At 55.0% G+C, this 23,228-nt stretch carries 24 protein-coding genes; 16 read left to right on the plus strand and 8 right to left on the minus strand.

Annotated elements, in window-relative coordinates:
- Positions 1-3 precede the first annotated feature (3 nt).
- The 3 genes from ACRZ91_RS06945 to ACRZ91_RS06955 are packed head-to-tail and all read left to right on the plus strand — an operon-like array spanning position 4 to position 3,262.
- A complete protein-coding gene (locus ACRZ91_RS06945) occupies positions 4-687 on the plus strand; it encodes a fumarylacetoacetate hydrolase family protein (protein WP_480903611.1) in 684 nt (227 codons plus the stop codon).
- A 57-nt stretch (positions 688-744) separates the two neighbouring features.
- Entirely contained in the window at positions 745-2,280 is a 1,536-nt protein-coding gene (locus tag ACRZ91_RS06950) for an acyl--CoA ligase (RefSeq protein WP_480903613.1), read from the plus strand.
- 4 nt (positions 2,281-2,284) lie between these two features.
- Positions 2,285-3,262 (plus strand): 2-dehydropantoate 2-reductase, encoded by a 978-nt coding sequence (locus ACRZ91_RS06955; RefSeq protein ID WP_480903615.1) that lies wholly within the window; start codon positions 2,285-2,287, stop codon positions 3,260-3,262.
- Between the two features lie 474 nt (positions 3,263-3,736).
- Here the strand turns inward: ACRZ91_RS06955 and ACRZ91_RS06960 are convergent, their stop codons facing one another.
- The 6 genes from ACRZ91_RS06960 to ACRZ91_RS06985 form a co-directional block, all read right to left on the minus strand.
- Positions 3,737-4,546 carry an NAD-dependent epimerase/dehydratase family protein gene (locus ACRZ91_RS06960; RefSeq protein WP_480903617.1) on the minus strand — a complete coding sequence of 270 codons (810 nt, stop codon included), beginning with the start codon at positions 4,544-4,546 and terminating at the stop codon, positions 3,737-3,739.
- On the minus strand, positions 4,534-5,436 hold the full coding sequence (locus tag ACRZ91_RS06965; protein ID WP_480903620.1) for a hypothetical protein: 903 nt from the start codon (positions 5,434-5,436) through the stop codon (positions 4,534-4,536). Before ACRZ91_RS06965 ends, ACRZ91_RS06960 begins: the two co-directional genes overlap by 13 nt.
- A gap of 53 nt (positions 5,437-5,489) precedes the next feature.
- Positions 5,490-6,485 carry a substrate-binding domain-containing protein gene (locus ACRZ91_RS06970; protein ID WP_010437236.1) on the minus strand — a complete coding sequence of 332 codons (996 nt, stop codon included), beginning with the start codon at positions 6,483-6,485 and terminating at the stop codon, positions 5,490-5,492.
- A 56-nt stretch (positions 6,486-6,541) separates the two neighbouring features.
- A complete protein-coding gene (locus tag ACRZ91_RS06975; protein WP_174818509.1) occupies positions 6,542-7,528 on the minus strand; it encodes an ABC transporter permease in 987 nt (328 codons plus the stop codon).
- Positions 7,529-7,530: 2 nt separating this feature from the next.
- Positions 7,531-9,096 carry a sugar ABC transporter ATP-binding protein gene (locus tag ACRZ91_RS06980; protein WP_480903623.1) on the minus strand — a complete coding sequence of 522 codons (1,566 nt, stop codon included), beginning with the start codon at positions 9,094-9,096 and terminating at the stop codon, positions 7,531-7,533.
- Between the two features lie 135 nt (positions 9,097-9,231).
- Positions 9,232-9,903 (minus strand): GntR family transcriptional regulator, encoded by a 672-nt coding sequence (locus tag ACRZ91_RS06985; RefSeq protein ID WP_170546594.1) that lies wholly within the window; start codon positions 9,901-9,903, stop codon positions 9,232-9,234.
- 106 nt (positions 9,904-10,009) lie between these two features.
- On the opposite strand from ACRZ91_RS06985, the gene ACRZ91_RS06990 reads away from it, so the two are divergent.
- From ACRZ91_RS06990 to ACRZ91_RS07050, 13 genes are all read left to right on the plus strand, one after another.
- Entirely contained in the window at positions 10,010-10,879 is an 870-nt protein-coding gene (locus ACRZ91_RS06990) for an SMP-30/gluconolactonase/LRE family protein (protein WP_480903627.1), read from the plus strand.
- A 26-nt stretch (positions 10,880-10,905) separates the two neighbouring features.
- Entirely contained in the window at positions 10,906-11,940 is a 1,035-nt protein-coding gene (locus ACRZ91_RS06995; RefSeq protein WP_010437249.1) for a sugar ABC transporter substrate-binding protein, read from the plus strand.
- A gap of 84 nt (positions 11,941-12,024) precedes the next feature.
- Positions 12,025-13,548, plus strand: a complete 1,524-nt coding sequence (locus ACRZ91_RS07000) for a sugar ABC transporter ATP-binding protein (protein WP_480903630.1) — start codon at positions 12,025-12,027, stop codon at positions 13,546-13,548.
- A complete protein-coding gene (locus tag ACRZ91_RS07005; protein ID WP_170675551.1) occupies positions 13,545-14,546 on the plus strand; it encodes an ABC transporter permease in 1,002 nt (333 codons plus the stop codon). Before ACRZ91_RS07000 ends, ACRZ91_RS07005 begins: the two co-directional genes overlap by 4 nt.
- A 1-nt stretch (position 14,547) precedes the next feature.
- Complete coding sequence (locus ACRZ91_RS07010) at positions 14,548-15,336, plus strand: SDR family NAD(P)-dependent oxidoreductase (protein WP_480903633.1); 789 nt, start codon at positions 14,548-14,550, stop codon at positions 15,334-15,336.
- Positions 15,337-15,358: 22 nt separating this feature from the next.
- On the plus strand, positions 15,359-15,853 hold the full coding sequence (locus ACRZ91_RS07015) for a lactoylglutathione lyase family protein (RefSeq protein ID WP_108861949.1): 495 nt from the start codon (positions 15,359-15,361) through the stop codon (positions 15,851-15,853).
- Entirely contained in the window at positions 15,846-16,877 is a 1,032-nt protein-coding gene (locus ACRZ91_RS07020; RefSeq protein ID WP_480903636.1) for a C-terminal binding protein, read from the plus strand. Before ACRZ91_RS07015 ends, ACRZ91_RS07020 begins: the two co-directional genes overlap by 8 nt.
- A 12-nt stretch (positions 16,878-16,889) precedes the next feature.
- Positions 16,890-17,579 carry an RraA family protein gene (locus ACRZ91_RS07025; protein WP_480492536.1) on the plus strand — a complete coding sequence of 230 codons (690 nt, stop codon included), beginning with the start codon at positions 16,890-16,892 and terminating at the stop codon, positions 17,577-17,579.
- Positions 17,560-18,480 carry a 2-dehydro-3-deoxygalactonokinase gene (locus tag ACRZ91_RS07030; protein WP_480903639.1) on the plus strand — a complete coding sequence of 307 codons (921 nt, stop codon included), beginning with the start codon at positions 17,560-17,562 and terminating at the stop codon, positions 18,478-18,480. Before ACRZ91_RS07025 ends, ACRZ91_RS07030 begins: the two co-directional genes overlap by 20 nt.
- Positions 18,477-19,103 (plus strand): 2-dehydro-3-deoxy-6-phosphogalactonate aldolase, encoded by a 627-nt coding sequence (locus tag ACRZ91_RS07035; RefSeq protein WP_480903642.1) that lies wholly within the window; start codon positions 18,477-18,479, stop codon positions 19,101-19,103. The genes ACRZ91_RS07030 and ACRZ91_RS07035 overlap by 4 nt, the downstream gene beginning before the upstream one ends.
- Positions 19,100-19,801, plus strand: a complete 702-nt coding sequence (locus tag ACRZ91_RS07040; protein ID WP_480903644.1) for an SDR family NAD(P)-dependent oxidoreductase — start codon at positions 19,100-19,102, stop codon at positions 19,799-19,801. Before ACRZ91_RS07035 ends, ACRZ91_RS07040 begins: the two co-directional genes overlap by 4 nt.
- A gap of 9 nt (positions 19,802-19,810) precedes the next feature.
- Entirely contained in the window at positions 19,811-20,329 is a 519-nt protein-coding gene (locus tag ACRZ91_RS07045) for a 2,4'-dihydroxyacetophenone dioxygenase family protein (protein ID WP_010437260.1), read from the plus strand.
- Complete coding sequence (locus ACRZ91_RS07050; RefSeq protein WP_480903647.1) at positions 20,310-20,723, plus strand: methylglyoxal synthase; 414 nt, start codon at positions 20,310-20,312, stop codon at positions 20,721-20,723. Before ACRZ91_RS07045 ends, ACRZ91_RS07050 begins: the two co-directional genes overlap by 20 nt.
- A 24-nt stretch (positions 20,724-20,747) precedes the next feature.
- Here ACRZ91_RS07050 and ACRZ91_RS07055 read toward each other — a convergent pair whose 3' ends face one another.
- Positions 20,748-21,893, minus strand: coding sequence for an alpha-hydroxy acid oxidase (locus tag ACRZ91_RS07055; RefSeq protein ID WP_480903650.1), 1,146 nt, complete (start codon positions 21,891-21,893; stop codon positions 20,748-20,750).
- A 45-nt stretch (positions 21,894-21,938) separates the two neighbouring features.
- Positions 21,939-23,222 carry a TRAP transporter large permease gene (locus ACRZ91_RS07060; protein WP_010437263.1) on the minus strand — a complete coding sequence of 428 codons (1,284 nt, stop codon included), beginning with the start codon at positions 23,220-23,222 and terminating at the stop codon, positions 21,939-21,941.
- Positions 23,223-23,228: the final 6 nt, after the last annotated feature.

The raw sequence follows: 23,228 nt of genomic DNA on the forward strand, positions 1-23,228 counted from the left end.
GCGATGCACGATCATGTAATTCCCGCGGTGAAGGTTCACGAAATACCGGTAGAAGGCGAAGGTATGTTCCCGGTGCGTCGGGTTTATTGCATTGGTCGAAACTACGCGGCGCACGCCATAGAAATGGGCCACGATCCAAATCGTGAACCCCCATTTTTCTTCCAAAAGAACCCTGACAACCTCGATCCATCTGGAGAATTTCCATATCCGGCTCACAGTTCGGACGTACATCATGAAGCTGAAATGTATGTGGCGCTTAAATCCGGCGGCACGAATATTCCTGTCGAAGATGCTCTGGATCATGTCTACGGCTACGGGCTTTCACTGGATATGACCCGTCGAGATCTACAGGGCGAAATGAAGAAAATGGGTCGTCCTTGGGAAATTGGGAAGGCATTTGAGCGCTCAGCTCCATGCGGACCGGTGCACAAAGCAGAAGATGTTGGGCCACTCGACGAAGGCGTAATTCGCCTATCGGTAAACGGAGAAACTCGGCAGCAAGGTGATTTGAACCAGATGATCTGGAAAGTCCCTGAAATGATCTCTTACTTAAGCGATTACTTCGAACTTGCCGCTGGCGATGTTATCCTGTCTGGCACGCCCTCTGGAGTTGGTCCAGTAAACCGCGGCGATGTATTGGTGCTGTCGGTCGACAAATTGGGTAGCCTAACTGTCAAGGTAACTTAGCAAGCACACCAAACCCTCTCCGCGAAATAGGCCAACGCTTTTGTAAACGGATTCCAGATGCCCCACTTAGTTGCCGAATTGATCGCACCCCATTCTGGTACCGCAAATGCTATCGGTGCCCCAGGTCGATCCTGGTTGAACTACCTCGGGCTGCGAGAGCTTTGCGCAAAGGTCAAAAAAGATCTCCATCAGATCGGAGTAGGTCGTGGCGACCGAGTGGCAATTGTGTTGCCCAATGGCCCCGAAATGGCAACGGCCTTCATATCTGTTGCCCAAGTGGCGACGACGGCACCTTTGAACCCGGCGTACACTTACGAAGAATACGTTTTCTACCTCAAGGATCTGAAGGCCAAGGCCCTTCTTGTAAATGAAAACGACGATGGACCTGCCGTAATAGCTGCTGGGGACCTTGGCATCGCAATCTTGAGGGCTTCTCACGATAGCTTACATTCGGCCGGACAGTTCTCCATATTGTCCTGTGACCCAATTGGCACGGCGGACACATCCGCACCGGGTGAAGATGATGTCGCCCTGATACTGCACACGTCGGGAACTACGTCGCGTCCCAAAATCGTTCCTCTGACGCAGGCTAATATCTACGCATCCGCGCGAAATGTGGCGTCGTCTTTGAAACTGACAATCGACGATCGCTGTCTGAGTATTATGCCGCTGTTTCATATCCACGGGTTGATTGCGGCTGTTGCCGCGTCTTTAGGTGCTGGATCTCAAATTAGCTGCGCCCCCGGATTCAACGCTCTTAGTTTTTTCTCACAGGTCGCTGAAGTTGATCCGACCTGGTACACCGCAGTTCCGACGATGCACCAAGCCATTCTCACCCGCGCTGCACGAAACCAAACGATCATTGAGCAATCGCGGTTGCGCTTTCTTCGATCTTCTTCTGCTTCGTTGCCGGGCCCGGTAATGGAAGAGTTGGTGGCAACTTTTAATGCGCCCGTCATCGAAGCCTACGGCATGACTGAGGCGACACATCAAATGTGTTGCAACCCGCTTTCTCCCCAAACTCAAAAACCCGGATCTGTTGGAATAGCAGCAGGCCCCGAAGTCAGAATTGCAGACGAGAACGAAAATGTTCTGATCTCTTCGAGGGACGTCGGAGAAATCGTTATCAGCGGTCCGAACGTGACGCCGGGATACGAAAGCAACCCGCAGGCAAATGCTGAAAATTTCTTTGAAGTGGACGGAAAAACTTGGTTTCGCACTGGTGACCAAGGGTCGTTCGACGAAGAGAATTATCTGCGACTGACCGGTCGTCTTAAGGAGCTTATCAATCGCGGTGGAGAGAAAATCAGTCCACTTGAGGTTGACGCTGTACTCTTAAGCCACCCAGAAGTCGCTCAGGCAGTTTGTTTTGCCGTTCCCCACGAAAAACTGGGTGAAGACATAGCGGCAGCTGTGGTGCTTTCAGAAGGAGCGACGATCCAAGGTCAGGAGGTCAGGGCTTTTGTCGGCGCGCGGCTCGCAAAATTCAAGGTGCCGACTTCGGTGGTTGTTCTTGAAGAAATTCCAAAAGGCGCGACTGGCAAGATACAAAGGATCGGACTAGCTGCTAAATTGGGACTGGCAAAGGCTTAGACACATGAAAGTTTGTATCTTTGGTGCCGGAGCTATCGGAGGTTACGTTGCCGCGAAACTTGCACAGACTGATACAGAAGTCAGTGTCGTCGCGCGTGGCCCCCACTTGGCGGCAATGCAGGAAAAAGGACTAACCCTTCTTGAGGAAGGGCAGGATCCGGTCAGCGTTCCAATACGCGCTTCAGGCAATGCTGCCGATCTCGGCCCACAAGACTATGTCTTCATCACACTGAAAGCGCATTCCGTCCCAGCAGTCGTAGACTCAATGCAGCCGTTGATTGCAGACGAGACAACCGTAGTTAGTGGAGTGAACGGGGTGCCCTGGTGGTACTTCCACAAACTAGGCGGTCCTTACGAGGGAACGAGGTTGGCTTCAGTCGATCCGGGAAATGTGCAGTGGGACGGTTTTGGACCAGATCGCGTTCTCGGATGTGTTGTTTATCCTGCCGCCGAGGCCATTGCCCCAGGATCAATCAAGCATATCGAAGGCAATCGTTTTTCATTGGGCGAGCCCGATGGTGCTAAATCAGACCGTGCTACCAAGCTTTCGGCTGCGCTATCCGCCGCCGGACTGCGTGCGCCCGTCAGACCAAGAATCCGGGATGAAATTTGGTTGAAACTGTGGGGTAACTTGTCGTTCAACCCGATTTCCGCTCTTACCCACTCAACACTTGATGTCCTGTGTGCCGACGAAGGCACACGCTCCGTGGCACGCGGAATGATGCTCGAGGCTCAGGAAGTCGGTGAAAAACTTGGTGTAAAGTTCCCGATAGATGTTGAAAAACGCCTCGACGGCGGAGCGGCTGTCGGTGCGCACAAAACCTCAATGTGGCAGGATCTGGAGTTGCGCCGACCGATGGAAATTGATGCTTTGGTCACTTCGGTGCAAGAACTGGGGCAAATTACAGGGATCTCAACGCCCAAAATCGACACCGTAGCATCACTGATCAAACTGAGGGCAAAGGTCGCAGGTCTTTACTAGAGTCTTTGTCGGCCTTGCAAAGAGAGCATTGCTTGAGGCGGATAAGTGAGACTGGTACGAACGTGTAATACAGCGTCTTTGGGAGTATTCCTGCACCTTCGATGACAGTTAGCTCCTCGTTTTGGGTCAGAAATGCTTGACGTTTGGGTCGGAATTGCGTGAAGCGATTTACCCATTTGTTGAGGTTTTCGAAGTCGTTTGAGTCAAATATCAGTGACGTTCCACAGTGCTTTTGTCAGGCGACACATAGTTCTGCCACCAGCGACAGAACTTTGCCATTTTCGCCTCACTTCCTTCATCCGGCACCTAGACTGATTTCAATGATCCTGACTTCACCTTTGCGGAATCTGGCGCTCGTTATGTCGCTCTCCGTCTACCGCGAAGCAGACAAAGCTGACCTTTTCAGCGCTTACTTCGACGCGAGGTTTCGTAAACTGGTTGCGCAACGCAACAACAATGCTCGGATCTTGTACTCTACCAATCCGGGAAACGTGTCGCGAAAAAGCTGGGGAGTCGGACTGTAAACAACCGCTGCAGCATGGATCTCAAGGAAATGCCCACTGTTATTTTTGCGGGGCTTCCATCCTCTGGAGCGTAGCCAATCGCTTGCCGTGTTTCGGTGATATCCCAGCGCATACCTGGGTTATCTGACATTAGGTTCAGGGCTGCGAAGGAAATACCCTTGGCATCTATTGCGGCGCGCATTCCGCTTAGAAAGTCCCGATCACTCAACCACATTTCCTGACCCCACCGGCCCATCGCCATGTGTGTGCCGGGTTGGTTGTCGTGGGTCCATTGTGTCCAGCCGATGCGCAAGCAGATGACCGACAGTCCGTGATGCTCGGCGAAGTAGGCCCCTGTCCGTTCACAGAACAGCTTTGACATGCCGTAAGCGTTTACTGGCCCTGGTGGTGTCGTGCTGTTGAGAACGTCGTGCGTGAATCTTTTGTCGCCGTGGACCCAGTTGGAACTGGCAAGAACCACTCGGCTGACACCCATGGCTGCCGCATGGTGATAGAGGGAAAGCGTTGCATCCATATTGTGTTTGATCGCGGAGGCCCAAGTGGCGGTGGGCTCTCGGTCTCCGGCAAGATGCACGATAACGTCCACTCCCTTTAGCAAACTGACCCAACTGCTGTCGTCGGACAGGTCTGCTGTGTGAATGTCGGGATGATCAACGGGACGGATGTCGATGCCAGAGACGGTGTAATCGGGGTCGTTTTCTAGCGCGTTGAAGAGCTTGCGACCGAGATGCCCGCCTGCGCCTGTAATCAAGACATGCATGACAGGAACTCCTTGTTGTTTGTGAGCCCTAATGGCATTTGGGTTGCATCCTCATCCGTCAAGACGCGGAACGTCTGCCGAAAACTCAGCGTTTCATTCGGTGCGAGCTTGCGTGCCGGGGAGTGCCACTCCGCTTCGCAATAGGCGTAATCGGCTGAATTAAAGACCTCAAACGGATAGTCGTGTGCAAATTGATCGCCCTTTTGAGGTTCTGGTACCGAGCACATTAGCAACGGGGTATCAGCGCCGCACCGTATCAATGTACGACCGTTGGGGTTCGGTAGCCCGACCTTGAATTCCTGCTGTCTGTTGCAATCCACGACAATGCCGTTGCCGTGCGTAGCTATCATCCCTTCGGCAGAGCCAAAAACAGGATAAAATGCAGGGTCTTCCAATTCGACACCGACCTTGGTGGGGGTGTTAAGCATCATGACTGACCAAATGCCGGTCAGGCGCGAGGAGGTCCCATGGTTGACCACGATGTGTTCTATTTCCCAGCTTTCCGCCGAGGTCAGCGTGATGCGGCGCGACACTGACAAGTGCGAGGTCGGGCATAATGCGCTGGTCATGTCGATACGAGTGCTGCTTCTTGAAGTGATCTGGTAAGAGCCGCTGTCCAACACGGGAAACGGAGCGCCGTTTACCCAGGATGCATCTGGGGCAATCCACGTCTTCTCGCCGCCCCAGAGTGGAAAACCAAATTGTGGAGAGCGTGTGGGCAGATCAGTAAGCCGTGTGTCATCGACTTCCAAACCGTCGAGATCTGCGTTTTGAAACAGGAGGGAGCGACCTTGGAAGTTTATATCCCATAAGCGGCCCCCGATGCCGGGCAGGAGTGTCAGCTGCAGATCGTTTTGCTGCAGGTGAAGAACGCTCCATCTGTCCGACATTTAACCCCCTCCTATCGGTTTCCCGGCGCGATAGAATGCACCGGGACAATCCCTTAGGTGTGCTTGAACTGGACGACGTTCTCGGCAGTGATCGGCATAACCCCGGTTTCAACACGCTCTGGCAAAGGATTGATGCCAGCCGCCTTCCAATCGGGCAAGACCTTCAGCGCGTCAGTGTTCTGCCAATGCATCATGTGGAAGGCGAGAAAGATCTCCAGATAGGATTTCTGAGCCACAGCGCCGTGAATTGTGCCGTCTTCGATATAGGGAAGCATATCATCATTTCGGTCCATCGCGACGATCTTGATGTCCTTGCGTCCCGCCTCATTGACGGCAATTGCAGCGCCTTTGCCGCTGTCGCCGTCCGTGCCGCCAATGCCAACAATATCCGGGTTCGCCTGAATTGCCTGAAGGTAGGCTGTCGGCGCATAGGACGGGTCGGCCTTATCATTGACGACGTCGACGACCTCGATATCCGGGTATTTCTCGGCAAAGATTTGTTTGTACCCTTCGACACGCTCCAATGTGGAAGGGGCAGGGAAAGTGCCGAGGATAACCTTGCCTTTCCCGCCAATCGCTTGCGCAAGCATTTCGCCGCCGACACGTCCTGCTTGAACGCCGTTGATACCAAGGAATGTGGACCGGGGACTGTCGGGAATATCGCCAATACAACATGTGACTGGAATGCCAGCCTCTACCGCACGTTCGACTCCGGGGGCCAGAGTGGCTGGATCACCGGGGAAGATAAGGATGCCTGCGGGACGTCTTGCGATCAGTTCATCCAATTGGCGTGCTTGTGCGGCCGTGTCGAAATCCAACGGGCCCGTGAATGTGGCCTTGATGCCCATCAGTTCCTCAAGGTCTTCCATCGCATTTCGATAGTCCACCCAGAACGGCACCTGCGTGACGATGGACAGGAACACATACTCCTTGCCGGCCGCTTGCGCCATGGCTTCTTTGGACAGCATGGGCAGTCCGAACGCTGCGGCCAATCCAGCGGTGGTGCCCGCTGTCAGCAGCCTGCGCCGATTCACATTCAATTCAGTCATCGTAGTCTCCCTGTTTTGGATCTTTGGTTGTTGTTGAGTTTTGGAAAGCTTCGGGCTCAGCCCCGTTTGCTTCGGATCAGCATGTCCAAGGCGACCGCTGTAACGAGTACACCGCCGATGACGATCATCTGCCAGTAGATCGATACGGCCAGCATCGTCATAGTGTTGTTGATCAACGCGACGAAAACGACGCCGAGGAAAGCACCAAGAATAGTACCTTCGCCGCCGCGTAGGGATGCGCCACCGATGACAGCCGCTGCCAGAACCTGAAGTTCGATACCGTTTCCTGCCGTGGGCGTGCCGCTCATCAGACGGGAGGCCAGCAATACACCTGCCAAAGCAGCCAGAATACCGGTCAGTGCGTACAGAATGATACGCACGCGTGTGACATGGATGCCTGACAACATCGCGGCCTTTTCATTGGCGCCGATGAAATAGACCTGACGGAAAAAGCGCGTATGGCGGACGGCCAGGTCAAACAGAACGACGAGCAGAATGGTGAACAAGACGATTACCGGAAAGCCGCCTATGTCAGCTTTGCCGATCCAGGCAAATGATGCCGGCAGGCTTGAGACAGAAAAACCTTCGGTCAGGACAAGAGCGATGCCTCGCGCGATCGACATCGTGCCGAGGGTCGCGATAAGCGGATTGATCCCGAGGCCGGTCACGAGCAAACCGTTCACTACCCCGACAATTCCACCCAACACTAATCCGCATACCACAGCGAGCGGAATTGGCATGCCAGTCAAAAGCAGCATGGCTACGACGGTAGAAGACAAAGCCATAACCGATCCAACGGAAAGATCGAACCCGCCGGATGCAAGTAGGATCGCCATACCGATCACGATGATCGCGGTGGGGGCCATGCCCACGGCCACGGCTCGAAAGTTCGAGAAGCTGAGGAAATAGGGATTAACGTTGGACATCACGATGATGATGGCGGCGATCAGAACGATCAGCGTCAGTTCACGAATATCGACAAAAGCTTGCAAAACACGGCGCAGCAGCGGACGCTTCATGGGCAAGTTGGCTTGAGCGGTCATGGTCACGTCGCGACTCCTGATTGATTGGATTGGGGCGCATCAACAATTGGGGCGGAATTTCCGGCGGCCATTTGAAGAAGCGTGGTTTCGGTTGCCTCAGCGGCTGCGATGTCTCCCATGAGGCGACCGTCGTGGACGACAAGGATGCGGGTCGAGAGAGAGACAAGTTCGGGAAAATCGGATGACACGACGAGGATGGCCATTCCCTCGGCTGCTCGACGCAAAAGTTCCGTGTGAATTTGGAATTTGGCTCCGACATCGACCCCTTTTGTGGGCTCCTCAATGATCAGAAGAGCTGGCGCGCGTTTGAGCCACTTGGCCAACATAATCTTTTGCTGATTGCCCCCTGAGAGATCACCAACAAGTTCGTTAATCCCGCTGGTTTTGACACTGAAGGCGTCAATGGCTTTTTGGCTGGCTGCTTTGATCGAGCCCGAACGCATGAACCCAGCAGACGCATGATCGGAAAGACTGGCCGCGATCAGGTTGTCGCTGAGTGATTGTTCCAGAAAGAGGCCTTCAGTCTTGCGTTCTTCGGGAACAAACCCGACCCCAGCACGCATCGCCTGCCGCAAGGACGCAAAGTTAACAGGCTTGCCGTGAAGTCTGATCTCCCCGGTCGCGCCATGCATCAGCCCGACAATCGATCGAACAATCTCGCTACGGCGAGCGCCCATCAACCCCGCCATGCCTACAATCTCTCCGGCTTTAATGGAGAAGGAAATGTCTTCGAATTCACCTGGATGGGTTAGGTGTTGGACATGCAAAACCTCTTCGCCGTTAATCTTGCCTGACCGCGTGACATCACCGGGGTGAGCGCCGCCGATCATCTCGGCAACGACTTGTTCCTGAGAAGTTTCCGAAACCGGTAAAGTGCTGATGTGTCGCCCATCTCGCAAAACGGTAATGCGATCCGAGATCTGGAAAATCTCGGCCATATGGTGGCTGACATAGACGATGCCAATCCCTTTTTTTGTCAGGGACTTTAGGACTTCAAATAGTGCCTCTACTTCGTCGGGTGCCAATGCAGATGTCGGTTCATCCAGCAAAAGGACGCGGGAATTCAACGACAGAGCCTTGGCGATTTCAACAATCTGGCGGGAGCTGATCGGCAAGTTTTCCACGGGTGTTGAGACGTCGATATCCAGACCGAATTCCGCCAGCAACGCCTCCGCTCGGCGGCGCAGTTCGGGCCAGTCAACTACGCCGAACCGGGTGGGTACGCGGCCCGCGTAGATGTTTTCCGCAACAGAGAGCGCGCCAGCGAGGCTGAGCTCTTGGAAAACACAGCCGATGCCCAGGGATTGCGCGTGCGATGGGCTTTCGACTCGCTGTTCCTTGCCGTCGCACAGGATACGCCCAGCAGAGGGTTGGTGAAGCCCATAAAGCAGGCCGAGACAGGTGGATTTTCCGGCGCCGTTTTCCCCACAAAGCGCGTGAACTTCGCCGGGTCTCAATTCAAAGTCGACGCCATCCAAAACAATGTTCGTGCCGAAACTTTTGCCAACCCGATCCAGCTGGATCAGTGGCTGTAGCCCTGGTGAATCAGGCTTCATTACTGGCGTCATACAAGCTTCCTCCCGCCTTTTGATTGGCATCTGATATCTCAGATGTCAACTGAAAAAGAAAAGACCGGGAGGTGCCCAAGAGAAAGGGGCGGCGCTGTTTTGGCCCGCCCCCGTCACAGCGAAGCTACGTTTTTGCTAGGATGCGGTCGCTCCTTCGAGGACGATGGCGGCGCTTTTGTAGGCTTGTCTGGTGCGGTCAATATGCGCAGTGAGAAGAGATTTGATTTTGGCCATGTCGCCTTCGCGAACGGCAATAGCGATTTTCGAATGCTCATCGAAGGAGAGCTCAGTGTGCTGTGGAAGCTTCGCCAAATGGGTTCGCAATGCGGCAATCTTGCCGATGTAGCGTGTATAGCTGGCCGTCAGGTAGTCGTTACCTGCATGTTCAAAAATCAATTGATGAAATGCGGTATCCAGTGAAAGGTAGCCCTTTTCATTACCTCGCCTGCGTTCTTTCTCCATGTCCTTCACGACACGCTGCATGTCGCCGGCAAGACCTTCCGGGTTCCGCAACAACGCAAGTTCAAAGGCGGCAGTTTCGATAGCCTGTCTGAAATCGCAGATCTGAGTCACTTCCGGCTCAGACAGCGAAAAAACGCGTGCGCCCTTTTGAGGCTCGATACTGACCAACCCTTCGTCACGTAATTGAGCGAGTGCTTCGCGGACTGGCGATTTCGATACGCCCAGCTCTTCGGAGATTTTTCGCTCCGACAAAACCTGACCCATTTTCAGGGAGCCATCGATAATACTATTCCGCAAATGTTCCAGTGCGAGTTCACGCAAAGACTTGGGTCTCTCAAGCGCCATCTGAGGATATCTCCAAAAAAAGGTGTTGCCAGATGCAAGATATCTGATACACCAGATTAGGCAAGCTGGTATATCAGATATCAGAATGTACTTAGGAGATCAAAAAGTGCGCGCAGAGTTGGTCGTCGATTGTAAGAACCAGCACGGGGAAGGGATTTTCTGGAATCCCGCCGATGGTCTTGTCTGGTGGACCGACATTGAAGGTTGTGCGCTTTGGTCATTTGATGCTGCAACGTCAGAAACTGCCTCTCATGAGATGCCGGAGCGTGTGTGTTGCTTCGCGCCGCGCGCGTCTGGCGGTCTGATTGTTGCTTATGCTGATCGAGTTGTCTTGTTCGATTCGCCCAATAGCGAGGACACCCTCGTGGCACGATTCGAGCCGAACAATCCGGAGACACGGCTGAACGACGGGCGAACCGATCGCCAGGGGCGATTGATTGTTGGAGGCATGAACGAAGTTTCTGGTAAGGCCGATTCGTCAGTCATCCTCGTCGATAAAGACTTGAGTGTGCGGACGATTATCGAAGGAGTGTCTTGCGCCAATTCGACTTGCTTTACATCCGACGGTGAGACGATGTTCTTCGCGGATACTCCGGATCGGGAAATCGTCGCATTTGATTACGACACCCGCAATGGAACCGTTTCGAACCGTCGGCGGCACGCTTCTTTCAATGATGAGCCCGGCTTGCCTGATGGGTCCTGTGTCGATGCCGAAGGGGGCGTCTGGAACGCCGAATGGGAAGGCCATCGCGTTGTTCGCGTCGCACCTGATGGCACGATAGATCGCGTGATCGAGGTGCCGGTCTGGAAGCCAACCTGTTGCGCTTTCGGTGGCCCTGATCTCGACACGCTGTTCATCACGACCTCAAGGCTGATGAGTGACGAAGCAGCTTTAACAAAAGAACCGGAATCCGGCGGCCTCTTTGCTGTGAAACCCGGCGTTCGTGGCGTGATCGACGCGCCATTCAAAGGATAACCAACGAAATTCTGGAGGAGAAAACTATGTTGAAAACGCTTATGACCACTACGCTTGCCGCGGGGTTCGCCACGCTGGCAACGGTCGCTCTGGCGGAAAATTATCCAACACCGGTTCCACTTGAGGACGGGGCACAAGCGCCAATCGATGCAATAGAACCCAAGAACGATACGTTCCGGATCGCGTATATGCCGCCGGCGACCGAGTTCAACTACTACATCGCCATCGGTGAAGGTATCAAAGCGGTTGCTGCTGAGGCCGGGGTCGAAGTCTTCATGCTTGCGCCCCAGTCCGGTGCGGACATCAACGGCCAGATGGGTATGATCCAGGATGTGCTGACGCAGGATGTGGATGCGATCATCTTTGGTACACACGATGAATTTGCTGCCGCACCACTGCTTAAGCAGGCCGTCGACAAGGGCATGGCAGTTTTGATGATCAACTCGGACATCCCGAACTTCCCGACACCCATTCATGGCGTTGTCGGGTACTCTCAGCGGAACGGTACGCATGCTATCGCTGATTGGGCCATTGAGACTTATGGTGATCAACCGTTGAAAGTAGGCATCATCGAAGGGCAGCCTGGCTATCACTCGACCGAGCGGGTGGGCGGCTTCCTCGACGGTATCGAGGGCAACGAAAACTTCGACGTTGTGGTGTCGATTGACGGTAAATGGAACGTTGAAGGCGGCAACACAGCTGGCATGGATATCCTGCAGTCGAACCCCGATCTCGACATGATCTTTGCGGCGAACGACTACATGATCATCGGGGCATCTTTTGCGGCGAAAGCGCTTGGCCGCAGTGACATCGTCCTTTTGGGCAATGATGGCGACACGTCCGGCCTTGAAGAAATTGCGGCTGGCAACATCACGGCAACCGTCAACACCTCACCATTCCTGATGGGTAAGGCGGCTATGCACGCAACCATTGATGCGCTCAACGGGTCCTATCCCGGCGGCTGGATCGAAACGCCCACATCAATTGAAGACAAAGATGGTGCGATCAGCGTGCTGCAAGAGCCAGAAAAGCTCTTCCCGCAGCCGTCCAAAGAGTACTGAGTTTTCTCCCCGCTTCCCGGTGGCGCGTGCGCGTGCTGCCGGGTCGCAAACCAACCGAGTTTCACTTTTGTCGAGGCAATCGCGATGACACCCGCAACGCCCCTTTGGGAGTTTGTCGATATTACCAAGGCCTATCCTGGGGTTTTGGCGAATGACAAGGTCAGCATCCGGCTTATGCCCGGTTCCATTCATGGGCTGCTGGGTGAAAACGGCTGTGGCAAGTCGACTATGATCAAGACACTGTCCGGCGTGCAGCAACCCGATAGCGGTCAAATCCTGCACAATGGCAAGCCGGTCACGATCAGCGACCCGCAGGCGGCACGTGAACTGGGCGTCGCAACAGTTTTTCAGGAATTCTCTATCGTGCCCACCTTGTCGGTTGGCGAAAACATCTTCCTTGGCAATATGCCTCGGTCCCGCTTTGGCGTGATCGACTGGGCCAAGGTCCACAACGAAGCCGCGCGCGTTTTGGCGGAAATGGATGTCGATGTTTCTCCCGAAACAATCACCGGCTCGCTATCGGTAGGCGAGCAACAACTGGTCGAGATCGCGAAAGCCGTCGCGATGGACGCTCGCATGATCATCCTGGATGAGCCGACGGCGGCATTGGGTGAAGATGAAATTGAACGCCTGCACCAGTTACTGCGCAATATGCGTGAACGCGGAACCGCTATTCTCTATGTTTCGCACAGGCTGGATGAGGTTGAACGGATCGTTGATGAGGTGACGATCTTGCGCAACGGCTGTGTTGTGCGCGCAAGTGGCGAGACCAAGATCAACGTCTCTGAGATTGTCAGCGCAATGGTCGGTGAGGACATTGGTGAGCATTATCCCAAGGAGCAAAACGCGACCAAGGATATTGTGCTGGAGGCGGCGGGTCTGGCCACCAATTCGGGCGTGAAAGATGTATCGTTTTCGTTGCACCGCGGTGAAGTTCTGGGCTTGGGTGGCGTATTGGGCAGTGGCCGCACAGAAATCGCTCGCGCCCTGTTCGGGACAGACGAGCTGACGGGCGGACAGATAACACTTAACGGCAAGCCGGTTCGCTTCCGCCGGGAAATCGATGCGATCCGTGCTGGATTGGCCCTTGTTCCGGAGAACCGTAAGTTTGACGGGTTGTTCTTCAATTTCCGCGCAAGCGGGAACGTAACCGCAGCCTCCCTCGGCGGGCTTAGCCGGTTCGGCGTGTTGAATCTTAAGGCGGAAGAGCAAGCTACCCATGACCTGATCCGCGATCTGGAAATCTCGACCCAGGCTGAGGAAAAGACGGTCAACTTCTTGTCTGGTGGTAACCAGCAGAAGATTGTGATTGCACGCTGGCTGTTCTCAGCCTCTGACATCCTGATCCTTGATGAGCCGACGCAGGGGATCGATATCGGCGCCAAGATCGCTGTTTACAAGCTGATTAACAGGCTCACGCGGGCGGGAAAATCGATCATTCTGATCAGTTCAGACCATGATGAGTTGCTTGCGATGAGCGATCGGATTGCCGTCGTGCAGCACGGAACGATAGTGCGCACGGTCGATGCATCCGACCTTACTCATGACGACCTTGTGCGCGCGTCCGCCGACACTCCTCAATTCAAGCCTAAGGAGGCTTTCGCATGAAGCGGATCTTTGACACCCAGTTGATCGGACCATTTGCAGCAATGGTGATCGTCGCACTGATCGTGGCACTTACGACGGAACGCTTCCTGAACCCGGGCAACCTTTCTAACTTGTCGCTACAGGTAAGCATCGTGGCCTTGATCGCAATCGGGTCTACTATCGTGATCTTCGCTGCGGGCATCGATCTGAGTTCCGGGTCTATGGTGGCTTTGCTGACCATGATCCTTGCGCAGATGTTGAAATTTGTTGGCATTCCACTGGTACTGGCATTGCCACTCATTCTTCTCATGGGCGGATTGCTTGGTCTGTTCATTGGGCTGATAACAGCCTACGGGCGTATCCCGTCTTTCATCACAACATTGGCAGCGTTGATTGCCTTCAGGGGCCTTGCCCTAACCTTCAACAATGGATCGCCGATCTTTTCGCTGGATCCGGCGCTGGAGCCAATATTTTACGGCAAGCTGTTCGGCGTTCCGATGCCTTTCTTCTACCTCGTGTTCTTCTACGTCCTTGCCGCGTTCACTATGAACTTCACGAAACTCGGCCGTGAGATCTATGCCGTGGGTGGCAACCCAGCCGCTGCCGTTCTTACGGGTATCAACGTACGTAAAGTTCAGACGACGACATTTGTCATCGCAGGTTTCATGACTGCGGTTGGTGCGATCCTGATGTCAGCGCGCCTCAACTCTGGTTCACCCAACTATGGCCAGACGCTGGAACTGCAGGCCATTGCCGCTGCTGTAGTTGGCGGAGCCAGCCTTGCAGGCGGTCGTGGCAACATCCTCGCCACGCTGATGGGGGCGATGACAATCGTTATCGTCCAGAATGGTTTGAACCTGAACGCTGCGCCATCTTCGGTTCAGAACATCGTGTTGGGCCTGATCATTCTGTTGGCCGTCGGCATAGACATGTGGCGCGCGGAGATTTCGGGCTTGATGGGTCGAATGTTCGGCCGCACTTCATCGCAGCAGTCATCTAACGTCAAGAAGGAGGCCTGAGATGGATCTGGGGCTCAAAAATAAACTTGTCCTGGTGACTGGCTCAGGTTCCGGCATCGGCAAAGCCACTGCCCAGGTCTACCTGGAAGAGGGCGCGCGGGTCATCGTGCATGGCCTGACCGAGGCGGAAGTGTCCGACTGCGTCAACGACCTATCATCTCTGGGCGACGTTGAGGGCATTGCGGCCGACCTAACCAAGACCTCAGATGCAGAAACACTGGCGGATTTTGCGCGAGCTCGCGGTGCCGTAGACGTTCTGGTGAATAATGTCGGCATCTTTTCGGTTAAGCCGTTTGAGGATCTCACGGATGACGACTGGATGCACTATTTCAACATCAACGTCCTGTCCGCCGTTCGGATGAGCCGAATTTTCCTGCCTGACATGCTTGGCCGGGATAAGGGATCCATCATCAACATGGCCAGCGAAGCGGCAGTGAAACCACTACCTCAGATGGTGCATTATTCTGTCACTAAAACTGCCATGTTAGGTCTGACACGTGGCATGGCAGAATTGACAAAGGGGACAAAAGTCCGGGTCAACTCGATCCTGCCTGGTCCAACCTGGACCGAAGGTGTCGAAGCCTATTTTGACGGCCTCGCCGATCAAAAGGGTGAGCCGCTCGACACGATCGTGGACAACTACTTCAAATCAGATGAGCCCACATCACTCATACAACGCTTTGTCCAACCAGACGAAGTCGCCCGCATGATCGTCACGATCTCTGCAAGCACAGCCTCCAATGGTTCTGCGCATCGGATCGAAGGCGGCATCGTTCGCAATATTCTTTAACTGCTAACTGGAGGAGCCTGCTATGGCCGCTCTTACTTTCTCTCACATTGGCATCACAGTTCCCGATCTGGAAAAAGCCGTGGAGTTTTATTCCAAGGCATTCGGCCTGTACGTGCTGATGGAACCAACTGAAATCCTGCATGACGAAAGCGCCATCGGTCAGATGTGCGACGATGTGTTTGGGGAAGGTTGGGGAAGCTTCCGCATCGCGCACTTGTCAATGGGCGACGGTGTTGGCATTGAATTGTTTGAGTTCCCGAAGACCGTCGAAGAAGAACGCCCGTTTGAATATTGGCGGCGTGGCTTGTTTCATTTCTGCGTACAGGACGAGGATCTGGAAGGCCGCATCAAGGTTATCGAAGACTTGGGCGGGCGCCAGCGCATGAGCCAAGTGCGCAAGTATTACCCGGGTGAGAAACCCTATCGCATGGTCTATATGGAAGATCCGTTTGGCAACATCTTCGAGCTCTACAGCCACTCGTACGAATTGACCTATTCGGCGGGTGCTTATGACTGATCGCGCCGACTTTCCCCCCAGAACGGACAAACCCAAGGTCGTGATAACCGATTACGACTTTGGTGATGTTGCCGTTGAGACGGAAATCCTGGAAGCCGCAGGAGCCGAGGTGATTGCGCTTCAGGCCAAGCGCCAGGAAGACCTGTTTGATGTCGCGCCGCATTGCGCAGCGATGATGAATCAATATGCCCGGATCGGGAAGGAAACGATTACGCGGATGCGGAACTGCGAGGTCATCGCGCGTTATGGCGTAGGCGTAGATATCGTGGATGTCGGCACGGCAACGGAAAAAGGCATCCTCGTTACCAACGTGCAAAACTATTGCACCGAGGAAGTCGCCGATCACGCGATTGCCCTTTGGCTGACCCTGGCGCGCAAGTTGCCCGACTATGATCGGGCCACTCATGCAGGGGTCTGGATGTGGCAAAGCGGGCAGCCGGTCTACCGGTTGCGCGGGCGGACGATGGGTGTCGTCTCGCTGGGAAAAATAGGGCAAGCCATCGTAGCGCGGGCGCAATCTTTCGGAGTTACGGTCATCGCCTACGATCCGTATTTGCCAAGAGAAGTCGCGGCAAAGATTGGGGTCGAGCTGGTGAGCAAGCCTGAATTGCTGGCAAGGTCCGACTATATCCTGATGCAGGCGCCGATGACGCCGAACACGCATCACTTTTTGTCGGATGCCGAATTTTCGGTCATGAAACCCGGTGCGATACTCGTGAACACTGGACGCGGACCAACGGTCGACAATAAAGCCCTGTTCCGGGCGCTGACCGAAGGCCATCTGGCAGCCGCAGGGCTCGACGACCCCGAAGAAGAACCGGCCAAGCGCGCCAACTGGACGCCTGATGACAACCCGTTGTTCAAACTGCCCAACGTCCTCGTAACGCCACATGCGGCCTACTATTCCGAGGAATCCATACACGCAGCGCGGGTCACTGCGGCCACTCAGGTGGCCAAGGTCCTGACAGGACAAAACCCCGACTACACAGTCAATGCCGACGCGTTGGCCGTATCTACCGCATAACAGGAGACAAGAATGCCAGACGTCAGCACGGACCTCAGGGTTTTCAATGATTTTGAAAGAAACCCGGAACTTCTCAAAAAATTCGACAAGGTGTTGGAGGCGTACTCTGCTGCTGCCATTTTTGCGGATGTGCAGTACCGAACAGGCGTGATGGACAGCGCCATCAAGCCCGCTTTCCGTGCCAAGGTTACAGGCCAGGCCGTGACGGTTCAGCTTTCAAAAGGTGATCTGGTCGATCCTTTGAGAGCGCTTGAAATGGGACAACCCGGGGACGTGATCGTCGTGGACGCGGGTGGTGATCGTCAAACGTCAGTCTGCGGCGGTTTAATGGGCGGTCTGGCCAAGAATCGTGGCATACGCGGTATGATCGTTGATGGCACCGGGCGCGACACAGATGAGCTGGAAGACATCAATTGGCCAATTTGGACGCGCGCGATCACACCGCGTGGAACGCACACGATGTTCTCGGAACGTAAAGAAGAACTTTCGATCAATGTGCCAATTGCCTGTGGTGGCGTCGTCGTAAACCCCGGCGATTTCATTGTAGCTGATCTAATGGGCGTCGTCGTTATTCCACAAGAAATCGCCGAAGAAACCGTGCGCCTTGCTCAAGAGCAAGCTGACCGTGAGGAGGAAACCCGTAAATGGGTGGCCCAAGGCAAAACCGTTGAGGATCTGCTGAATGAATTCGGTCGCATCTGAGCCAGCGCTGATCGGCGTAGATTGGGGCACTTCATCGTTTCGTGCATTTCTAATTGGTGCGGAGGGCGACGTGATCGATGGGGTCTCGTCGCCAGAAGGTATCATGCAAGTTGCAGGACAAACCTTTGACGCGGTCCTTGATCGTCTCATCGGCCCTTGGGTTGCCAAGGCCAACCTGCCGATCCTGGCATCTGGCATGATCACCAGCCGCAATGGCTGGGTAGAAACGCAATATGCCGAAATGCCGCTGGGTGCTGGCGGTCTTGCGCGAGCATTGGTCCCGCACGAAGCGGCCAACGGAGCGCGTATTCATTTTGTGACGGGTGCTTCGACAGAACATGCCGGGGGACCCGACGTGATGCGCGGCGAGGAGACCCAGATCATCGGGGCATCTTCGCTAGGCTTGAGCGAAGGTATGTTCGTGATGCCGGGAACGCACAGCAAATGGGTTCAGGTTGCGGATGGGAAGATCGTGGATTTCTCAACCTACATGACAGGTGAGATCTTTTCGGCGCTGAAAGAACACACGATCCTTGGCACCTTGATGAAGGAGGACGCCTTCAGCGAAGACGCATTCGTGATGGGCGTAAAGGCGGGCCTCAGTGGTGAGTCGAACCTGCTGCACAGCCTGTTTCATGTTCGGACGCTTCCTCTCATGGGCAAAATCCCAAAGGTTGCCACGGCCGATTACTTGTCGGGCTTGTTGATCGGGACCGAGGTTGCCGCTGCGAACGGTGAAGAAAGAGACGTCGGCACGATCACTGTTGTTGGACGAAGCGACTTGTCCGACCGATACGAAATAGCGCTCCGAACTGCTGGTTTCGACAGCCGTCGCGCGCCAGATGATATCGTTGCGAAAGGGCATTTTCTGATTGCTCGCGCTGCGGGGTTGGTCGGATGATTGACCTCACCGCAGCTCTTGCCGAGAACCCGCTGATTGCGATTTTGCGGGGGCTGGCACCAGAAAATGCGCGCCCGGTTTCTGATGTACTCTTCGATACCGGGTTTCGGATAATCGAAGTGCCACTCAACTCACCGGACCCGCTGGAATCGATAGGGCAGATCGTTGCGAAACATGGCGCACAAGCCATAGTCGGCGCTGGCACCGTGTTGACTACGGAACAGGTCGCGGCGGTTGCTGATGCAGGCGGGCGGATCATCGTGTCGCCCAATATGAACCCGGACGTCGGGCGCGCGGCTGTCGCGCGGGATCTTTATTGGTGTCCAGGAGTCATGACCCCCTCCGAGGCCTTTACGGCGTTGGATATCGGAGCATCGGTCCTCAAGTTCTTTCCGGCGGAAATGGTGCCGCCAGCTGCCATTGCTGCCATGCGCGCCGTATTGCCTGCAGACGCAGTCGTCGCTGCGGTAGGGGGCATAACGCCGGATACGATGGCGTCGTATCATGCCGCGGGTGCAGATGGATATGGGCTGGGCTCCGCTCTGTTCAAACCGAGCTATACATTGGATGATATCGGCAGGCGCGCGCGCGCCTTCACCAGTGTATTGGAGGAACTTGGATGAAACAGGCCCTTGTAACGGGCGGTACGCGAGGGATTGGTGCGGGTGTTGCACGGTCGTTGGCAGACGCAGGTTGGTCCGTCATTGCCGCATCCGCCTCCCGATCCGAAATGGATGCATTCGAGCCTCAGGACGGGATCAACGTGCAGCTCTTGGATGTCACCGACCAGGCGTCAATTAGTGATGTATTCAGTGGACTCACGGGTCTGAATGCCTTGGTGAACTGCGCAGGTATTCTTCTGCGTGGCGAAGAATACGACATTGACGTTTTCGCTAAGGTGCTTGATGTGAACCTGACTGGTACTATGCGCTGCTGCCTCGCCGCGCATCCTTTCTTAGCGGAAACAGGTGGGGCCATCGTCAACACCGCCTCTATGCTCAGTACCTTTGGTGGGCCTTTGGTTCCGGCGTATTCCGCTTCTAAGGGCGGCGTGGCACAGTTGACCAAGGCGCTCGCAGGTCGCTGGGCCGAAGACGGTATCCGGGTCAATGCCATCGCGCCGGGTTGGATTGAGACAGAGATGACCCAGGGCCTTCGGGAAGACCCTGAAAGAACAGCGGGGATCATGGCGCGTACGCCTATGAAACGCTGGGGGAAACCCGAAGAAGTCGGTGCGCTTGTGCAATGGCTTTTGAGTGAAAACGCCAGCTTTGTGACCGGATCAATCTATCCGGTCGATGGCGGCTATCTCGCTATGTGAGGAAAATCAATGAATGACGATGACACCGCCCGAATGCCATATCAGTTGCCGTTTCCCAAGGATGCGCAAGACGAGATCGTGATCCCGAATGCCATGAGCGAAGACGACAGGCTATGGGTTCCGCAGGCAGAGAACGTCTGGTTCCGACCGCTCTGCTTGAACCGCTCGCAAGGTTATTGGATGAACCTTCTCAAAGTGCGCAAAGCTGGTGTCCTTTCGCGGCACCGCCATCCACAGCCAGTCCACGGTTTTGTCCTGAAAGGGCGCTGGCATTATCTGGAACATGATTGGGTTGCGGAAGAGGGGGGATATGTCTTTGAGCCGCCGGGTGAGACTCATACTTTGGTCGTTCCCGACGATGTTGAAGAGATGGTCACCTATTTCCAGGTCAATGGCGTGATGTGCTATGTTGATCCGTGGGGCAAGGTCACTGGCTACGAAGATGTCTTTACCAAGATTGATCTGTGCCGAAAACATTTCGGGGAAGTCGGTCTTGGAGAAGATTACGTTGAACAATTCATCCGGTGATGCGCCGCGTTTCGCGCTTGTAGCGCATGATGCGCGAAAGGACGAAATCGTTGAATGGGTGGGTCTGCAATTGGCCCGTCTGTCCAGAGTACAAATCTTTTCGACTGGGACTACCGGTAGTCGCATTAAGCAAGCCTATCCAGAACTGGATGTGACCTGCCTTAAAAGCGGGCCACTCGGAGGCGACCAACAGATAGGCGCCATGATCTGCGAAGAGAAACTGGATGCATTGATTTTCTTAGTCGACCCTCTCTCACCCATGCCACATGACGTCGACGTTAAGGCTCTGACCCGTCTCGCAACGGTTTATAATCTGCCAATGGCATGTTCGCGCTCAACCGCGGATCTGATCGTCAAGGGCCTAATTGACGAGGATGACAACGCGCCTGGGTGATACGCCACGCGCCGCAAGCGCCGATCAGCCTGTTCTCAGAAGGTGCTCTGCCAGACTGCCGAGGTTTTCGCTGCCAAGCTGGCTCATGTTGGCCTCAATGTCAGCTTTCAGGATGTGAACGAGATGGTCGATCCCTCGTGCTCCGAACGCTGCAACAGCATATTGAAAGGCGCGCCCGACCATGACGAAATCTGCACCTTTCGCCAGGGCACGCATGATGTCCAATCCCCAGGCAACGCCAGAGTCGTAGATTAGTGGCACATCTATTCCGACCGCCTCGCGGATGTTCGGGAGTTGGTCAATCACGGCGGGCCCGGCTTCGAATTGACGCCCGGAGTGGTTTGAGACCCAGATGCAATCCACGCCCTCGGCCACCATTTTTTGCGCGTCCTCCGGCCGCAGGACACCCTTGACGATCAGGCGACCCTCCCATTCCTGTCGCAGGTCACGCAGGTAGTCCCAATCCGGAATCCCACGGATCAGAGCGCCTGCATGGGTAAAACTTTCTCGTCCGCGGGTCGGGACGTAATCGTCAAAGAACCGCATACGTGGCATGATGCCCTCGCGAAGATGTGCAAGGCACCAGGCGGGTCGTGACGCCATTTCTGTCAGCGTGCGCAGGTCAGCTTTTGGAGGCACCGTCAGATTGGCGCGGCGTTGTCGTTCGCGCCGACTCTCTTCTGGAACGTCCACCGTGACAATCAGCGTATGAAATCCCGCTGCCTTAATCCTCGGCAGCATGGCGCGACGCAGATCGCCGGAGTTCACCGGGTAATGCTGAAACCATCCGTTTTTTCCAATGTAAGGTGCCACATCTTCCGGTGAAGCAACCGCCACGCTGGACAACGAAAACGGAATATTGTGAGCGACCGCAGCCTTTGCAAGCATCCGCTCTGCTCCTGCCCACATCAGGCCGGACATACCTACCGGTGCTATCCCGAATGGCAGATCGTAAGTTTTACCCATCAATGTAGTCTGTAGGTCGGCCTTTGTTCGGCCGCATAGTACACGCGGCATGAATCCGATGGCGTCAAGTGCGTCCCGGTTGACCTTCAACCCCAGCTCCCGGCCGGTCGCGCTGTCGAGGTATTCGAAGGCAAACTTCGGAATGCGCTTTTGTGCGGTTTTCCGAAGGTCTTCTATCGACGGGTGGGAAAGGTCCAGATCCATCCGGGTCCTCTGTTCGTTGTCTAACGTTTGAAGCTCCTCAGTCGGTCACCAAAGGGATGGCAGGGCCAAGGAAATTGCGGGCACATAGGTGATGAACATCAACAAGATCAGCATGCCGACAAAGAATGGCAGGATCGCCCGGCTGAGACTTTCGATGGAAACCTTCGAAATGCTACTGGCCACGAACAGGTTCACACCCAATGGCGGTGTGCAGAACCCAATGGCCAGGTTGACCGTCAAGATGACACCAAAAACGATCGGATCGACACCCAGCGCGGTTGCAACCGGCAGCAGGATCGGCGTCATGATGATGATCGACGAAATCGTCTCCATGAACATTCCGATCACCAACAACAGCAGATTGATCAGCAACAGGATGATGATTGGGTTGTCGGACAGGCTGGTGATCGTTGTTGCGAGCTCTGTCGGGATTCTTGCGAGCGTGATCAACCTGCCAAAGGCGGTCGCCATGATCACCAATATCAGAATGGTCCCGCTGGTCTTTGCACTGCCCGCCAAAACCTCTGGCAGGTCCTTGAGGGTGATGTCGCCATAGACGAATATGCCGATGAAAGCGGCATAGACTACGGCCACGGCACCGGCTTCGGTTGGGGTGAAGATACCGCTGTAGATGCCCCCAAGGATAATTACCGGCACCAATAGCGCCCAGATGGAAGACCGGAAGCTCTGCCAGACGCCCGGGCCTGAGAACGTAGTCGTCGATTGCTGAACAACCTCGTCCTTTCGCAGCAGAACACGAGCGACCAACATGAACATGAGGGCAAAAAGGATGCCAGGAACAACGCCTGCAAGAAACAGTTTGCCGATCGAAACCTCGGCAGTAACACCATAGATGATGAAGGGAATACTTGGCGGGATCATTACACCGATCATTCCTGAGGATGCTGTCAATGCGCCGCTGAATTTGCGCGTATAGCCGACCTTTTCCATCTCTGGGATCATGTTCGACCCGATGGCGGCTACGGTCGCAGGAGATGAGCCGGATATGGCGGCAAAAAACACACAGGCGAGTACGTTCACGTAAGCAAGCCCACCCCGGATATGCCCGATCAGTGCATTGGCGAACCCAACCAGTCTACGAGACATTCCGCCGTGCTGCATCAGGTCGCCTGCCAAAATGAACAGAGGGACGGCAATTAGAGGAAACGAGTCCGCGCCTGTTACCACGGACCGTGCCAAAAGAACCATGGGTGGGGTGCCGTCCACAAAGACCATCACGATCATGGTGGCTAGGCCCAGACAGATGCCAATTGGCACGCTGAAGAGCAGAAGGGCGAAAAGCGTCAGGAAGAGCGTTGTTGCAAGCATGCCGGG

This window comes from Ruegeria sp. O11 (genome assembly GCF_056535285.1).

Coding starts and splice junctions, on each gene's coding strand:
- ACRZ91_RS07040 (WP_480903644.1), top strand. CDS start 19,100: ATGAAACAGGCCCTTGTAACGGGCGGTACGCGAGGGATTGGTGCGGGT.
- ACRZ91_RS06970 (WP_010437236.1), bottom strand. CDS start 6,485: ATGACTGAATTGAATGTGAATCGGCGCAGGCTGCTGACAGCGGGCACC.
- ACRZ91_RS06960 (WP_480903617.1), bottom strand. CDS start 4,546: ATGCATGTCTTGATTACAGGCGCAGGCGGGCATCTCGGTCGCAAGCTC.
- ACRZ91_RS06945 (WP_480903611.1), top strand. CDS start 4: ATGCACGATCATGTAATTCCCGCGGTGAAGGTTCACGAAATACCGGTA.
- ACRZ91_RS07020 (WP_480903636.1), top strand. CDS start 15,846: ATGACTGATCGCGCCGACTTTCCCCCCAGAACGGACAAACCCAAGGTC.
- ACRZ91_RS07045 (WP_010437260.1), top strand. CDS start 19,811: ATGAATGACGATGACACCGCCCGAATGCCATATCAGTTGCCGTTTCCC.
- ACRZ91_RS06980 (WP_480903623.1), bottom strand. CDS start 9,096: ATGACGCCAGTAATGAAGCCTGATTCACCAGGGCTACAGCCACTGATC.
- ACRZ91_RS06955 (WP_480903615.1), top strand. CDS start 2,285: ATGAAAGTTTGTATCTTTGGTGCCGGAGCTATCGGAGGTTACGTTGCC.
- ACRZ91_RS07025 (WP_480492536.1), top strand. CDS start 16,890: ATGCCAGACGTCAGCACGGACCTCAGGGTTTTCAATGATTTTGAAAGA.
- ACRZ91_RS07060 (WP_010437263.1), bottom strand. CDS start 23,222: ATGCTTGCAACAACGCTCTTCCTGACGCTTTTCGCCCTTCTGCTCTTC.
- ACRZ91_RS07030 (WP_480903639.1), top strand. CDS start 17,560: ATGAATTCGGTCGCATCTGAGCCAGCGCTGATCGGCGTAGATTGGGGC.
- ACRZ91_RS07010 (WP_480903633.1), top strand. CDS start 14,548: ATGGATCTGGGGCTCAAAAATAAACTTGTCCTGGTGACTGGCTCAGGT.
- ACRZ91_RS06995 (WP_010437249.1), top strand. CDS start 10,906: ATGTTGAAAACGCTTATGACCACTACGCTTGCCGCGGGGTTCGCCACG.
- ACRZ91_RS06975 (WP_174818509.1), bottom strand. CDS start 7,528: ATGACCGCTCAAGCCAACTTGCCCATGAAGCGTCCGCTGCTGCGCCGT.
- ACRZ91_RS07055 (WP_480903650.1), bottom strand. CDS start 21,893: ATGGATCTGGACCTTTCCCACCCGTCGATAGAAGACCTTCGGAAAACC.
- ACRZ91_RS06985 (WP_170546594.1), bottom strand. CDS start 9,903: ATGGCGCTTGAGAGACCCAAGTCTTTGCGTGAACTCGCACTGGAACAT.
- ACRZ91_RS07005 (WP_170675551.1), top strand. CDS start 13,545: ATGAAGCGGATCTTTGACACCCAGTTGATCGGACCATTTGCAGCAATG.
- ACRZ91_RS07000 (WP_480903630.1), top strand. CDS start 12,025: ATGACACCCGCAACGCCCCTTTGGGAGTTTGTCGATATTACCAAGGCC.
- ACRZ91_RS06950 (WP_480903613.1), top strand. CDS start 745: ATGCCCCACTTAGTTGCCGAATTGATCGCACCCCATTCTGGTACCGCA.
- ACRZ91_RS07035 (WP_480903642.1), top strand. CDS start 18,477: ATGATTGACCTCACCGCAGCTCTTGCCGAGAACCCGCTGATTGCGATT.
- ACRZ91_RS06965 (WP_480903620.1), bottom strand. CDS start 5,436: ATGTCGGACAGATGGAGCGTTCTTCACCTGCAGCAAAACGATCTGCAG.
- ACRZ91_RS07015 (WP_108861949.1), top strand. CDS start 15,359: ATGGCCGCTCTTACTTTCTCTCACATTGGCATCACAGTTCCCGATCTG.